14 protein-coding genes are annotated in these 13403 nt (G+C 52.6%); 5 read left to right on the forward strand and 9 right to left on the reverse strand.

All coding sequences use genetic code 11. The annotated features are described in order from the left end of the window. Window positions 1–6: 6 nt before the first annotated feature. The 4 genes from AC56AD_RS00575 to AC56AD_RS00590 are packed head-to-tail and all read right to left on the reverse strand — an operon-like array spanning window position 7 to window position 6350. Window positions 7–1416 carry an efflux transporter outer membrane subunit gene (locus AC56AD_RS00575; protein WP_012506972.1) on the reverse strand — a complete coding sequence of 470 codons (1410 nt, stop codon included), beginning with the start codon at window positions 1414–1416 and terminating at the stop codon, window positions 7–9. Then, window positions 1413–4574 carry an efflux RND transporter permease subunit gene (locus tag AC56AD_RS00580; RefSeq protein WP_012506973.1) on the reverse strand — a complete coding sequence of 1054 codons (3162 nt, stop codon included), beginning with the start codon at window positions 4572–4574 and terminating at the stop codon, window positions 1413–1415. Before AC56AD_RS00580 ends, AC56AD_RS00575 begins: the two co-directional genes overlap by 4 nt. A 27-nt stretch (window positions 4575–4601) precedes the next feature. Next, entirely contained in the window at window positions 4602–5756 is a 1155-nt protein-coding gene (locus AC56AD_RS00585) for an efflux RND transporter periplasmic adaptor subunit (RefSeq protein ID WP_012506974.1), read from the reverse strand. Window positions 5757–5771: 15 nt separating this feature from the next. After that, on the reverse strand, window positions 5772–6350 hold the full coding sequence (locus AC56AD_RS00590) for a TetR/AcrR family transcriptional regulator (RefSeq protein ID WP_041526363.1): 579 nt from the start codon (window positions 6348–6350) through the stop codon (window positions 5772–5774). A gap of 42 nt (window positions 6351–6392) precedes the next feature. Here AC56AD_RS00590 and AC56AD_RS00595 point away from each other — a divergent pair, with 42 nt between their 5' ends. Together AC56AD_RS00595 and AC56AD_RS00600 are read left to right on the forward strand one after the other, a co-directional pair. Next, window positions 6393–6620, forward strand: a complete 228-nt coding sequence (locus AC56AD_RS00595) for an N-6 DNA methylase (RefSeq protein ID WP_041526364.1) — start codon at window positions 6393–6395, stop codon at window positions 6618–6620. Between the two features lie 383 nt (window positions 6621–7003). Next, the gene (locus tag AC56AD_RS00600; protein WP_012506976.1) at window positions 7004–7234 is read left to right on the forward strand and encodes a hypothetical protein; all 231 of its coding nucleotides are present in this window, start codon (window positions 7004–7006) and stop codon (window positions 7232–7234) included. Between the two features lie 4 nt (window positions 7235–7238). On the opposite strand, the gene AC56AD_RS00605 is transcribed toward AC56AD_RS00600, so the two are convergent. From AC56AD_RS00605 to AC56AD_RS00620, 4 genes are all read right to left on the reverse strand, one after another. After that, entirely contained in the window at window positions 7239–7424 is a 186-nt protein-coding gene (locus AC56AD_RS00605; RefSeq protein ID WP_083765293.1) for a DUF977 family protein, read from the reverse strand. Between the two features lie 109 nt (window positions 7425–7533). Then, on the reverse strand, window positions 7534–8772 hold the full coding sequence (locus tag AC56AD_RS00610; protein WP_012506977.1) for an ATP-binding protein: 1239 nt from the start codon (window positions 8770–8772) through the stop codon (window positions 7534–7536). 364 nt (window positions 8773–9136) lie between these two features. Beyond that, the gene (locus tag AC56AD_RS00615; RefSeq protein ID WP_150085533.1) at window positions 9137–9352 is read right to left on the reverse strand and encodes a hypothetical protein; all 216 of its coding nucleotides are present in this window, start codon (window positions 9350–9352) and stop codon (window positions 9137–9139) included. Window positions 9353–9734: 382 nt separating this feature from the next. After that, the gene (locus AC56AD_RS00620; protein WP_083765294.1) at window positions 9735–9884 is read right to left on the reverse strand and encodes an addiction module antidote protein; all 150 of its coding nucleotides are present in this window, start codon (window positions 9882–9884) and stop codon (window positions 9735–9737) included. 130 nt (window positions 9885–10014) lie between these two features. On the opposite strand from AC56AD_RS00620, the gene AC56AD_RS00625 reads away from it, so the two are divergent. Next, window positions 10015–10794, forward strand: coding sequence for an ATP-binding protein (locus AC56AD_RS00625; protein ID WP_012506978.1), 780 nt, complete (start codon window positions 10015–10017; stop codon window positions 10792–10794). Window positions 10795–11016: 222 nt separating this feature from the next. Next, the gene (locus tag AC56AD_RS00630; protein ID WP_012506979.1) at window positions 11017–11268 is read left to right on the forward strand and encodes a hypothetical protein; all 252 of its coding nucleotides are present in this window, start codon (window positions 11017–11019) and stop codon (window positions 11266–11268) included. A gap of 5 nt (window positions 11269–11273) precedes the next feature. On the opposite strand, the gene AC56AD_RS00635 is transcribed toward AC56AD_RS00630, so the two are convergent. Then, window positions 11274–12490 (reverse strand): IS3 family transposase gene (locus AC56AD_RS00635; protein ID WP_150085534.1). Its coding sequence is split into 2 segments (ribosomal slippage): window positions 11274–12214 and window positions 12214–12490, totalling 1218 coding nucleotides; the frame shifts between segments, so codons are not numbered across the junction. Window positions 12491–12812: 322 nt separating this feature from the next. Here AC56AD_RS00635 and AC56AD_RS00640 point away from each other — a divergent pair. Next, on the forward strand, window positions 12813–13367 hold the full coding sequence (locus tag AC56AD_RS00640) for a hypothetical protein (RefSeq protein ID WP_150085535.1): 555 nt from the start codon (window positions 12813–12815) through the stop codon (window positions 13365–13367). Window positions 13368–13403 lie beyond the last annotated feature (36 nt).

Consider the following 13403-nt stretch of genomic DNA (forward strand, 5'->3'; position numbering starts at 1 on the left):
TGAGCGTTATTGCCACCCGCCCCCAAGGGCTTTGTAGAGGTCGATCAGGTTGGCAAGAGTCTGTTGATGGATCAGGATTTCGTTCTGCTGAGCCTCGAAGAGGGAGCGTTGGGCGTCAAGCAGGGCGAAAGAGCTGTCGATGCCATGGTCGTAACGCGCTTTTGTGATGGTGCAGGCTTGATCGCTCTCTTTGACCAGAGCTTGCTGGGCCTGCAATTGTTCGGTGTAGGTAGCACGGGCGACCAGTGCATCGGCGACCTCCCGGAAGGCACTCTGGATAGCTTTTTCATATCGGGTGACGGCAATATCCCTGTTTGTTTCAGCCAGTTTGAGGTTGGAGCGCAACCGGCCTCCCTGGAAGATCGGGAGCGTTACCTGTGGGGCGAAGCTCCAGACACCGCTCGACCCGGCTTCGAAGAGATCCGACAAGCTGGCGCTGGCGAATCCGGCGGAACCGGTAAGGCTTATGCTGGGGAAGAATGAGGCCCGTGCGGCTCCGATGTTGGCATTTTCTGCCTTCAGTGCGTATTCCGCCTGCCGTACGTCCGGTCGATCGAGCAGGACGACGGAGGGAATGCCGACGGGGAGTCTCTCCATCACCTCAACATCGGCCAGGGGTTGGGGTTCGAGGAGCGTCGGATCGATCTCCTTTCCGACCAGCAGGGTCAGGGCGTTCTTGTCCTGTTCCACATGACGTTGATATTGCGCACGGCTGGCCCGGGCCGATTCGACCAGTGTTGCGGACTGTGCCACATCGAGTCGTGACTTTGCCCCGAGATCGAAGCTGCGTTTGATGAGATCGCAGGCATCCTGCCTTGTTTTGAGCGTGCTTTCAGTCAGTCGCAGCAGTTCAACATCGGCAAGATAGGTGAGATAGGCGTTGGCAACTTCAGCGACCAGGCTTGTCTGGGCGGCTTTGCGCCCCTCTTCGGTAGCGAGATACTGGTTGATGGCGCGATTACTGAGACTGCGTACACGACCGAAAAGATCAAGTTCATAAGCCGTCGTGCCGATGCCAGCGCTATATGTTGATGTGATTTCCGTTTTTCCGGTGCCGCTCATGCTTGTTGACAACTGCTGTCGGGTGTAGTTTCCCGAGGAATTGATCGATGGCAGGAGATCCGAACGCTGGATGCGCCAGGTGTGGCGGGCCGCTTCGATGTTGAGGGCGGCTATTCTCAGGTCGCGGTTGTTGGCAAGGGATGCTTCGATAAGGCTTTGCAGTTTTGGCGACCTGAACATGCTCCGCCATCCGATATCGGCGGTATGCGACTCTTCCACGGATTGCGGTGCAGCGGAAGCAACCGGCCACTCCTTGGTGACGGGTGCCGTTGGGCGAACATAGGTTGGCGCAAGCGAACAGGCCGTCAGGGTGGTTGCTGCCAGGCATAAAGGAATCAGCAGTTTAGTGTTCATGGTTCGATCCCTTGTTTGTTTTGGGTTACTGCGGTGTCGGTTACCCTCTTTCGGGCAAACCGGGATTGTACGAGGATGAAGAAGAGCGGCACAAAGAAGATCGTCAGTACCGTACCGGACAACATGCCTCCGATTACGCCGATGCCGATGGCGTGCTGGCTTGCCGATCCTGCTCCGGAGGAGAAGGCGAGCGGCGTGACACCAAGGATGAATGCCATGGAGGTCATGATGATCGGTCGAAGTCGCTGACTTGCTGCAGAGAGTACCGCCTCCTGCAGGCTCATTCCGCTTTCGTAGAGCGTTTTGGCGAACTCCACGATGAGGATGGCATTTTTCGCCGTCAGGCCAACAGTTGTCAACAGGCCGACCTTGAAGAAGACGTCGTTTGAAAGGCCTGAGAGAAATGTTGCCAGAACGGTGCCGAGGACCCCGAGCGGGACTACCAGCATGACGGCAATCGGCACGCTCCAGCTTTCGTAAAGAGCTGCCAGACAAAGAAAGACGAAAAGCAGGGAGAGCGTGTAGAGCAGCAGCGTTTGCTGGCCTGCAGCACGCTCTTCGTAGGAGAGGCCGGTCCATTCGACGCCGAAACCTTCAGGGAGTTTCTCCGCCAGGTTTGCCATGATGGCCATGGCATCGCCCGAGCTTACGCCTGGCGCCGGGGCTCCCTGGATATTGACCGACGAGATGCCGTTAAACCGTTCGAGCTTGGGTGAGCCGAAGCTCCACCGCCCCGAGGAAAACGATGAGAAGGGAACCATGTCACCACTGGAGTTCCGGACGTGCCAGATGTTGACGTCCCCCGGGTTCATGCGGTACGGCGCGTCTCCCTGCATGAACACCTTCTTGATGCGCCCCTCATGCACGAAATCGTTCACATAAGATGAACCCCAGGCGGTCTGCAGCGTCGAGTTGATGTCGGCGATCGATACCCCGAAGGCGCTTGCCTGTTCGTGGTCGATATCGATTTTGAATTGTGGCACATCTTCAAGGCCATTGGGACGCACGCCGCTCAGGGAGGGGTTCTTCGCAGCCATTCCGAGCAGTTGGTTCCGGGCGGCCATGAGAGCCTCATGACCCTTGCCGGTCCGGTCTAAAAGCTGAAGGTCGAAACCCGAGGCGTTGCCGAGCTCCATGACGGCTGGCGGGTAAAATGCAAAGATCATGGCATCCTTCACGCTCGACAGGGCGCCCATGGTTCTTCCGGCGATCGAGGCAACATCCTGACCCTTGTTCTTGCGTTTCGACCAGTCCCTGAGCTGGACGAAACCCATGGCCGAGTTCTGGCCCTGACCCGCGAAACTGAAACCGGTGACGCTGAAGATGCTTTCGATGCTCTCTTTTTCCTGATTGAGGAGGTAGCGTTCCATCCTCTTCACGCTTTCGAGTGTCCGCTCCTTGGTCGCTCCGGATGGGGTGGAAAGCTGGACGAAGAGGAAGCCTTGATCTTCGTCCGGCAGAAACGAGGTCGGGATGCGCGTCAAAACGATCCCAAGCAGCACCACGATCAGCATAAAAGCGAGCAGCGAGCGCTTGACCCGTTCCGTCATAACACGGGCGCCGTTGACATAGCGTTCCCGGTTATGGTTGAACATGCCGTTGAACCAGGCGAAAAAGCGCCCGAGAGGGCCAGCACCGTAGAGATGGCCATCCGCTCTGACCGGCTTGAGGAGGCTGGCGCAGAGAGCCGGTGTCAGGATCAGCGCAACCAGCACCGAGAGCAGCATCGCCGAGACGATGGTGATCGAGAACTGGCGGTAGATGGTCCCCGTGGAGCCTTTGAAGAAGGCCATCGGCACGAAGACGGCCGAGAGCACAAGGGCGATACCGATCAGTGCGCTCGATATTTGCTTCATCGATTTCCTGGTCGCCTCCAGCGGGGAGAGTCGCTCCTCTTCCATGATGCGTTCGACGTTCTCAACCACGACAATGGCGTCATCGACAAGCAATCCGATGGCGAGGACCATGGCGAACATGCTGAGGGTGTTGATGGAGAAGCCGAACATCGACATCACCCCGAAGGTACCGAGCAGCACAACCGGAACCGCGATGGTGGGTACCAGTGTGGCCCGGAAGTTCTGGAGAAACAGGAACATGACCAGGAAGACGAGGATGACTGCCACAATCAGGGTATGAACAACCCCTTCGATCGATGTCTTGACGAATGGTGTCGTGTCGAATGGGTAGACGATCTGCACACCCGGCGGGAGAAGCGGCTTCAGGGCGCTCATTTTCGCTTTGACAAGAGTGGCGGTGTTCAGGGCATTTGCCCCGGTCGCCAGGGTGATGGCCATGCCGGCAGCCGGTTTGCCGTTGAAGCGCGTGGTCATGTCGTAGTTCTGCACACCGAGTTCGACGCGGGCCACATCCCTGAGGCGGATCTGCGAGCCGTCGCTATTGACCTTCAGCATGATCTTTTCGAAATCCCCGACGCTCTTCAGGCGCGACTGCGCTGTAATGGTGGCATTCAGTTGCTGGCCCGGAACCGAGGGTGTACCTCCCAACTGCCCGGCAGAGACATCGGCATTCTGTGCCGTGATAGCTGCCTGTACCTCGGTGGTGGTGAGGTTGAAGCTCGCCATCCGGTGGGGATCAAGCCAGATCCGCATCGAGTAGGGCTGCCCGAATACCTGGATGTTCCCGACGCCGGGTACGCGACTCAGCGGATCGAGGAGTTTCGAGTTGATGAAATCGTTCATCGCATATTCATCGATCCGGGGATCGTCCGAATAGACGCCCACGACCATCAGAAAGCCGGTATCTCCCTTGGTCACCTTGATGCCCTGCTGCTGCACCTGTTGGGGAAGGTTCGACATGATCGACTGCAACTTGTTCTGCACCTGCACCTGGGCAATATCGGGGTTAGCTTCGGGCTCGAAGGTCACCGTGATGGTGACGTTGCCGTTCGAATCGCTCCCGGCGCTGAAGTAGCGGAGATGGTCGATACCGGTGAGAGCCTGTTCAATAACCTGCGTCACGCTGTTTTCAACCGCTTCGGCAGATGCGCCGGGATAGGTGGCGCTGACGTTGATGGTCGGCGCCGCGATGCGCGGATATTGCTCAACCGGCAGGGTATTGATGGCGATGATTCCTCCGAGCATGATGCAGATGGAGATCACCCAGGCAAAGACGGGTCGCTCTATAAAAAATCCGGACATGGTATTGGTGCGTTGAAATGTAATGAATTATCTCGCCGGTACGGGTGGCAGTGCAGCCTCGACGGTTTTGACCGCCATGCCGGGCTGGATTTTCATGATGCCTTCGTACACGACCTTTTCGCCTGCTTTGAGTCCGCTGCTCACAAGCCACCTCTCTCCGACAACCTCCGTAACGATGATCGGGCGAGGGTTTGCCTTGCCGTCCGGCCCGACAACCCAGACCGAAACCGACCCGTCCGCACTCCTGCTGACCGATTTTTGCGGCACGAGGATCGCATTCTCCTCTCTCCACTGTTCAAGACGTGCATGAACGAACATGCCGGGGAGGATTTCATTGCCGGGGTTGGTGAACAATATGCGCAGCAGCACCGTACCGGTGCTCGGGTTGACCGTTACATCCGAAAACTTCAGCGTGCCGGGTTCTCCTTTGGGTTTTCCATCCACCAGAAGCTCGATAGGAGCGCTCCCGGCGCTGGAATCGCCCACCTGGCCCTGATGGCGCTGTCGCAGTTGTATCAGCTCCCCGCTCGACTGGGAGACGTCCACATAGATCTGGTCGAGCTGTTGCACCACAGCAAGGGGGTCGGCCTGATTGGCATTGACCAGAGCCCCCTCAGTCACCTTCGATTGGCCGATGCGCCCGGAAATCGGAGACATGACTCTGGTGTAGTCGAGATTGATAGCCGCCGCAGCAACTTCGGATCTGGCCATGGCGACATCTGCCCTCGCCTGGGCAAGGCTCGCTTTCGCATCGTCATACTCCTGCTGGCTGACGCCACCGATTTTGACCAGCTCTTCGTAGCGGCCTGCTTTGGCCTGGAGCGATATCACGTTGGCCTCGGCTTTGCTGAGGCTCGCTTTTGCACTGTTACAGGCTGCCTTGTAGGTCGCGGGGTCGATCTGGTAGAGTTGCTGACCCTGTTGAACAAGGCTTCCTTCCACGAAGAAGCGCTTCGTAACAATGCCACTCACCTGCGGCCGAATCTCGGCCATACGTACAGCCGAAGTCCGCCCCGGCAGCTCTTTTGTCAAGACGAGGAGCTCGGGTTTCATGGTCACGACACTGACCTCCGGTTTCATGCCGGAATCCTGACGCTGCTCTGACGCTCCCTTCGGCCACAGGAACCAGCCGGCAATCAGGGTGACAAGCAAACCGGCGATGATATAAGACCTTTTCATCATTGATAACGTATCCTTTTATGGGTTTGGTGTGGTTGTCGGATGGCTTTCAGGATAACCGATATACATCTTCCGGATCTGTTCCAGGAAGGGCAGACGCTCCTCGTCGCTTCTGTCGACAAGGCCGAACCACTCGTGGCAACTGAATCCTATAAAGGCAAAATAGGCCATGCGGGCCGCTTCAGGCTTCGCTCCGCTATCCATGGCAAGCAAGTCCCGCTCTATCCACTTCAGCATCCGCTGCCGAAGCGACTCCTCGCTCGACATGGAGGATGTGATAGCCATGGAGACAGCGCGTTCCGTATCATCCAAGGCACGCTCGGCAATTTTGAGACGTGCGAAAAGTTCGGGGTGAGGGGTGTCGGCGCACTCGACAAGCGCTGATTCGATGCGTGCCGTATCGCGCTCAAACTGCCGGTCGATCAGAGCTTCGAGCAGGGCGGTCTTGGATTTGTAGTCGTAAACCACCCTCGATTTGCTGATTCCTGCCTCCTGAGCCACAGCATCGATGGAGAGGCGGGATGCACCATGCTTGACAACAACCCGCTCGATTGCATCGAGTATTTCAGAGTCGGTGACTTTTTTCGGTCTTGACATAATGTGTTCTCTTTGATCGAATTTAAGAACGATCGTTCTTTTATGCAAATTGTTTCTGCGATTTTTTCCCTGCCCGTTTCGAATGACTACTGTTCCGAAGTTGCCACCATCATGCCACGCGTGCTTGCGCCGGAACCGGGCATGGAGATCTACGATCCCTGCACCGGTTCCGGCGGCCTTCTTGTGAAATGCGAGATCGCCGAAGAGCTGAACGCCATCGAGCTGGAGGCAAGAGAAACCGACGAAGCCCTGCGGAATATCCTCAGGTAACAGGGAGTCGGCGTATGAAGAAGAAATCCACCGACGCCTCCATACCACCCTGATGATCTCATTCGCAACTGGCTATGAAATCGGAATACTTAATGTCGTTATTCATTAATAAAAGTGAAGGCGTTGTAGCTATCGCGACATAAATCGCGACACGATGTCGTGATTTATTAACAAAAGAGAAGGTGTAGATGCTATCGCGACATGAATTGCGACACCGTGTCGTGATGCGTGCAGTACGCTGTATCAGCTTATGGTACAGGGCATCGAAAACAACTTTGATCTTGTTGAGGAAGAGTGGGATTCCGGATCGCGTCTGTTTACGGTATATTAGAGGACTGGCTCTGTGGGTTTATTACTCGAATAATTCAATGAAGTGAAGTGCAATGAACAATCATTTTGATCTGCCGACAGTCATCGTCATCGTTATTACCTTTGTGTTGTTCACCATTGCGCTCTTTGTGAAAGGGCTGACGCATGACATACTCATGGAGGCAGGTGTGTTCCTGGTTTCCGTGAAACTCATTCTGATGAGTTACAAAAGCAGCGTGACAAGCCGGAAGGTGATGGATGAACTGCAGGAGATTAAAAGCATGTTGCATGCCAGGAAAGAGTAAGGTGCTATCTCAGTTCGTACCAGACACCACGCCCACTGCCGTGCCGGATAAGGTGACCGCGTTCGACCAGGGTTCGGAAGTGTCCTTTCAAGGTGTTGCGGCTGACGCCAGTCAACTTGACAGCTTCTCCTATTGTTATGCGTCCATGTTCACGGGCAAATTCGACGATGTGCAGTGAGAGTTCCGGCAAGGAGACGAAACGATACCGAGCTCTTTGCCATTTTCATCAAAAGGCAGCGACGCTGTTCGAGCTTGTTTTGTGCAAAAGTCTCTTTAAAATCGGGGTCGCTAACCTTAAATTATTGGCCCCATAATGTCGACAATGGAGCCGCCCACAGGCCATCACCCAGTGGCATGGTTTCTGTCCCATCATAAAGCAGAATACCCATTTTGAAGAGGCCGCCTGCTACACTTGCCAGCTTTTTCAGACCGCGTAAATCACCAGCATTGACGGTGGCAGAGGCTTTTACCTCAACACCAATCAGTTGGCCGGAAGCGTTTTCGATCACCATATCCACTTCAAACATGTCAAGGTCACGGTAGTAGAGCAGTTTATAATCGCCTTCCGCCGTAGAGCTGTGCTTGAGCAGTTCACTATAGACGAAGGTTTCCAGAATTTTGCCAAACCGGCTGCGATCTTGCTGCACTTCGGTAGCACCAAGATCAAGCAATGTGGCCAGCAAACCGGCATCAATAAACTGCAACTTGGGGGTTTTGACAACACGCTTGAGTCGATTCCTGGCCCAGACCTCAATGCGCTTAAGCAAATACATCTGTTCCAGCACTCCTGTATAGCGTGAAGCCGTCTTGCTGTCCAAACCGACCTGACCACCCAGTTTGGTGTAATTACACATCTGACCTGATATTTCAGCCAGGATGCGCAAAAACCTTGGCAATTGATCGAGCTTGTCGATGCTGGCCACATCGCGGACATCGCGTTGAATGATGGCATTAAGGTACTGGCGCGCCCACACCGTACGCCTGCGTGCATCGGTGCGGGAAATCGCTTCAGGATAGCCGCCCCGCAAAACAACCTCGCACAATTCATCACCTGTCACCGGCATGGTGACCTTGAGCAGCCTGCCTGCAAAAGCCGCATCGATCCAATTCGCCGTACTCCCATGCAACTCGCTTTGCGACAGCGGCAGCAAGGTGAGCGTCTCCATGCGGCCAGCCAGAGAATCCGCTACCGCAGGCAGTACCATCAAGTTCGCTGATCCGGTAAGCAAGAACCGCCCGGGGCGCCGATCCTCATCAACACTCTTTTTGATAGCAAGCAGCAGTTGAGGCGCACGCTGGATTTCATCAATGACAGCACAATCAAGGCTGCGAATCATCCCGACCGGATCATTTCTGGCAGACAACAACGTCAACTCGTCATCAAGTGTGAGATAGCGCATCCCTTCGATTGCCATTTGTCGCACCAGGGTTGTTTTGCCTGCCTGACGCGGCCCTGCAACCAAAACCACGGGAGTGTCGGCCAACGCTTCAGCAATGCGCATTTCAATCAGGCGAGAGTAATGAGAAGCTTTATTCATTGGTATTCGGGGTCGTAAAATATGGAATCAATAAACGTAAAATATGGAATCGATGAACATAAATTACGGAATATAAACCAGAGTATTCTGGAAAAGAGCAAACTGTAGCTGAAATCAGGCTTGACCACGGACACGGCCAGAGTCGATGGAAATTCGAGTGCTGCGGTAACTTGTTTTCCAGCGAATGGGTAAAGCCCATCGAGTCATCAAATGACGATGAATGGCAAGCCGAGTGGATTTAGTCTGGAGGATTTCAAAGCTTATGCAAAGAGCGCATCCATGAAGCGCGGGCGTGCGGAAACGATTATTGATGAAGTGAGAAACGTTGTGGCGCAATGGCAGTATTATGCCAGCGAGTCGCGCGTCAATCCAGAGCAACGGGATAAAATAGAGTCAGCCCTGAGACTGGAGCCCCTGCGCCATCCCGCAGGTGCTCGACTTCCTGAAGGAGTACATCCTCTTTGCCGAGAAGGACGAGGAGCTGAACAAATATATCCTGCGTCAGCACCAGACCGGCGCGCTGGAGCAGGTGGTCAGGCGTGCCCTCGATCCTGAGCTCTGGGACTATGTCATCGTCCACGAACTGCTCCATTTCTCCTGAACAGCCGCTCAACGTCACCGGTGATATTGACAAAATCCATTCTTGCAGGTATCTGGAGCCAGAGTTCCTTGTGGTAGGATTTCATTATTCAGAAGGTTAACGTTCAGAGTGTTGGCGATATCAGCTCCATGTTCCAGCGCATGAGTTGCCGCTTTTGACCGCAACGAGTGTACACAGAGCCCGTTCATGCTGGCAATGATTGTTGGTTTCTTTTCCGGATTTCCGGATAATACAGGTATAGACTGCCTGAGAAGTAACCCCAACAACCTTGAACACGGTTACTCCTCGCCGGGCACAATACTTCGTGAACTTGCTTTACAACTCCGGCGAGAGAGAGTGAAGTTAATGAAAGCCTCATAAATCAAGACGGGCGAGCCGAAACAACCGCGATTTTCAAGCCAAGGGCACGAAGGACGGCATTGATCGTTTCAAAGCGAGGATGAGCGCCCTGACGTAACGCCTTGTAGAGGCTTTCTCTGCCAAGAGCCGCTTCTTTAGCTATTTGCGCCATGCCACAAGCCTTTGCTACGTCACCAAGCGCAGCGATGAACCTGAAGCCCCTCCCATTTCGCAGGTGTTAATTTACTTGTTTTTTGCTTGGCTTTATGCAATAGTAAAGTCAAACTTTACTATTGCATATAATGATTACGCGTCATCTCCTGTTCGCTGGTGGCTATCCGCGTATTCATGCAGATCACCTTGATCCGGCAGTCATGCTCGGAGATTATTTTGCCACCTATGTTGAACGCGATTTGCGGGATTTGATACAATTACGCTCAATCCGGCAATTTGAAAACTTTGTCCGCCTGGCAGCAGGAAGAGTGGGACAACTGCTCAATCTGCAGTCTCTTGCTGCTGATGCCGGGGTTTCAAGTGTGACAGCAAAAAGCTGGCTTACCCTGCTTGAGGCCTCCTATATTGTTTTTTTACTTCCCCCGTGGTTTGCCAATGTCGGAAAACGATTGACAAAGTCGCCAAAACTCTATTTTTACGATGTAGGTTTGGCTTCCTGGCTGATCGGAATAACACAGGAGTCACATCTGCAAGCTCATCCCTTGCGAGGATCGCTGTTTGAAAATCTGGTGGTTCTTGAAATGCTCAAGGCTCGCATCAATGATGGCCTGGCAGCAAATCTTCATTTTTATCGCGACAGCAGTGGACTGGAAGTTGATGTTCTGCTGGAAGCGGGTAATATGATAAGGCTCTTCGAAATCAAGTCATCGCAGACGATTAATCAGGAGAGTTTCATACAACTCAATAAAGTTGCTGCTATTTTTGGTGAACGTGTCGTGAAAAAAGTGGTGCTCTATGCTGGTCATGAACAACAAGAACGCAGTAATTCCACGGTGTCAAGTTATCTGTATGCCGGTGAAGCCGCAACCAACGAAGGTATCTTGGGGTCTGCTCACGAAACGGACTAAATTGCCTGCTAATCCCGTTTGTAAAAAAGCGTCAAAAGCTTGAAATCAGAGACGCTATTAGCAATTTAGCATCTTTTGAACACGATGCTAATACGTTTTAATAAACTTTTACTTATTATGGGATAATGTTCTTTTGGATGAATTGAGATTTTATAAAATATTTTTTTGAGTGCAGCCGCTTAGGGATCGCCATTGGTTTTAAGAACCTCTTTATTACATGTGATGCAGGAACAAAAAAGCACCTTTACAGTTGTCGTTACAGGCGACGTTACAATGGATTGGAACATAGCGCACAAGTCGCGTGCATTACGTGAACCCACAGAGTGGACTGGTCAAGCAAGAAGTAACATGAACTGGCAATTTGGTAGCGCTGCTTTGCTTGCCGACCTTATCGCGACCATGACACGCGAGCGACATCTGAAGTGGACCCCAACCGGTGGACAAAAAGTGGCTGAGTTTAAGTTGGTAACCTGACCTGTTCATGCAGCGGAAAGGCGCTGCCCCTCTTTTACCTTTAACTCTTCTGTCTGCTTGTTCTTGTTATACTTGTCAACTATTCTTGCACCACCTCCAACGGCTGTCCGGTAAACCTTATCTGGCGTACTGTAGCCCAACGACTGATGCTGCCTTTCAACGTTGAACAATACAAAATATTCCTTTAATCCGCACTGTAATTCTGCTGCGGTGGAGTAACCTTTGAGATATATATCCTCATATTTGACACTCCTCCAGAGTCGTTCGACAAAGATGTTGTCCAGTGCTCGGCCACGTCCATCCATGCTAATACTGATGGATGGGTGCTCCGTGAGCGCTCCGACAAAGGCGGCACTCGTAAACTGGGCGCCTTGATCGGTGTTGAAGATATCGGGTGTCCCGTATTTTCGTAACGCTTCTTGCAGACAGTCAACGCAAAAGGTGCTTTCCATCGAGTTCGATAATCGCCAGGAGAGTACTTTCCGGGAATACCAGTCGATGACTGCCACCAGATACATAAAGCCCTTTGGAAGGCGAATATAGGTGATGTCAGTCGACCAGACTTGGTTGGGTTTTGTGACATCAACTCCCCGCAAGAGATAGGGGTAGATCTTGTGCTCCGGATGCGGTTTGCTGGTGTTGGGGCCCGGTGCCATACCGGCCAGACCCAACCTTCGCATAAGCCGCTGAACCCGTTTCCGGTTGATCTGGTAACCCTCGCTACGAAGATAGTGCATGATTTTACGACTACCATAAAATGGATGCTTGGTGTACTCCTTGTCAATCAGTTCAAGCAACTGCAAGTCTTCTGCATCAGGAAACAACACGATAGACGGCAAATATATCGTCGAACGATTAACGGACACAAGGACGCATTGCTTTGCCACCGGCAATGGCTCTTTGTCGCTGACCCACCATCTGCGCACACTCATAGGGACAGTCCGGACTTTTTTTTAAGCCAATCCAGCTCGACCTTTAACCGCCCGATTTCCGTATAAAGCTTTTCAGGATCTGCAGCCGGTTCAACTGGTTTTGGACCCCGTTTGGCTTCAAACAAGCTTGATGCCTGTTCCTGCAACTCTTTCTTCCACTTACCGACCTGAACGGGGTGTACTCCAAATTCCTGACCGATTTCATTCAGCGTCTTGACCCCTTGAATAGCCTCAAGTGCCACCTTGGCCTTAAAGTCACTGCTGAAATTTTTTCGTGTCCTTTTTGTCATTACCTGCTCCTTTTTGGGGCAAGTTAACAACTTAAACCACTGTCTAAAATTCGGGGTCCACTATACTGTTATCCACTATAACAGTGATGAGCTTAAAATAGAGCGGCAACTTTGGAACATTCGAACTCCGGATTTTGAGCGATGTCGAATTCTTCTGGTCGTTTCAGAGGGGGGGCGGTCAGCACTTGAGTCAGCTCAACATGAACTGTGGAAGCATTTCGATGAGTCTCATGTTACCTTTGTGCTGTATGCTCGAAACCAGGAGCTTGAACTTTGCAGGAATCAGCAATATGCCATAAAGATACTTCAAGCATTTTACTGCATGGGTCTTAAAGAGGCTGATGCAGTTTACCGTGAAGATATTCAGAGTTATCCGGAAGAACTTCATTCACTTTTTATATCGCAGTCAACAGCTTATCAATTACTCTATTCTTTTTCAGTTCTCTGTCAAGGATACCTTGTTGTGCTGTGCGGGCCTGACGGAAATAATGACGATGGTTTTTCGCTCGAGGTTAATGATTCGACCGAGGAAATTCGGACGGCGATAAAAGAAATGAAATGGGGCGAAGTATTACGCTGCAATTGTGTGGCACAAAGTCTTGATCCACGGCTTACAGCATCAGGCCCGGCTGGCCGTAATCAAATGCGGAAAGAAGTATCCGGTTCTTCATACTGGAATATGTTTGACGCAAAGCATAAACAGCAACTGCTTCAAACTTTAGAGCGAATGTTCAAGAGAGTGGACGGTAATGTTGCGTTCAATAATAGTAAGGCGGCAGAGCTACTCAGCGCACTGCCAGAAGTATCGCAAATCGAGAATGATCCACTACTTGTTGCTCAGGCATTCCTTGAGCTGCAATCATTACTGAGGGGTTGAAAAATATGTGTGACTGGCAGCGACTCCGTACTAACT

Source organism: Pelodictyon clathratiforme (assembly GCF_982375515.1).

Excerpts from the sequence above, each read along its gene's own strand:
- AC56AD_RS00585 (WP_012506974.1), bottom strand. The coding sequence starts at position 5,756 with ATGATGAAAAGGTCTTATATCATCGCCGGTTTGCTTGTCACCCTGATT.
- AC56AD_RS00625 (WP_012506978.1), top strand. The coding sequence starts at position 10,015 with ATGATTACGCGTCATCTCCTGTTCGCTGGTGGCTATCCGCGTATTCAT.
- AC56AD_RS00600 (WP_012506976.1), top strand. The coding sequence starts at position 7,004 with ATGAACAATCATTTTGATCTGCCGACAGTCATCGTCATCGTTATTACC.
- AC56AD_RS00640 (WP_150085535.1), top strand. The coding sequence starts at position 12,813 with ATGGGTCTTAAAGAGGCTGATGCAGTTTACCGTGAAGATATTCAGAGT.
- AC56AD_RS00630 (WP_012506979.1), top strand. The coding sequence starts at position 11,017 with ATGCAGGAACAAAAAAGCACCTTTACAGTTGTCGTTACAGGCGACGTT.
- AC56AD_RS00575 (WP_012506972.1), bottom strand. The coding sequence starts at position 1,416 with ATGAACACTAAACTGCTGATTCCTTTATGCCTGGCAGCAACCACCCTG.
- AC56AD_RS00595 (WP_041526364.1), top strand. The coding sequence starts at position 6,393 with ATGCAAATTGTTTCTGCGATTTTTTCCCTGCCCGTTTCGAATGACTAC.
- AC56AD_RS00620 (WP_083765294.1), bottom strand. The coding sequence starts at position 9,884 with ATGGCGCAAATAGCTAAAGAAGCGGCTCTTGGCAGAGAAAGCCTCTAC.
- AC56AD_RS00580 (WP_012506973.1), bottom strand. The coding sequence starts at position 4,574 with ATGTCCGGATTTTTTATAGAGCGACCCGTCTTTGCCTGGGTGATCTCC.
- AC56AD_RS00610 (WP_012506977.1), bottom strand. The coding sequence starts at position 8,772 with ATGAATAAAGCTTCTCATTACTCTCGCCTGATTGAAATGCGCATTGCT.
- AC56AD_RS00590 (WP_041526363.1), bottom strand. The coding sequence starts at position 6,350 with ATGTCAAGACCGAAAAAAGTCACCGACTCTGAAATACTCGATGCAATC.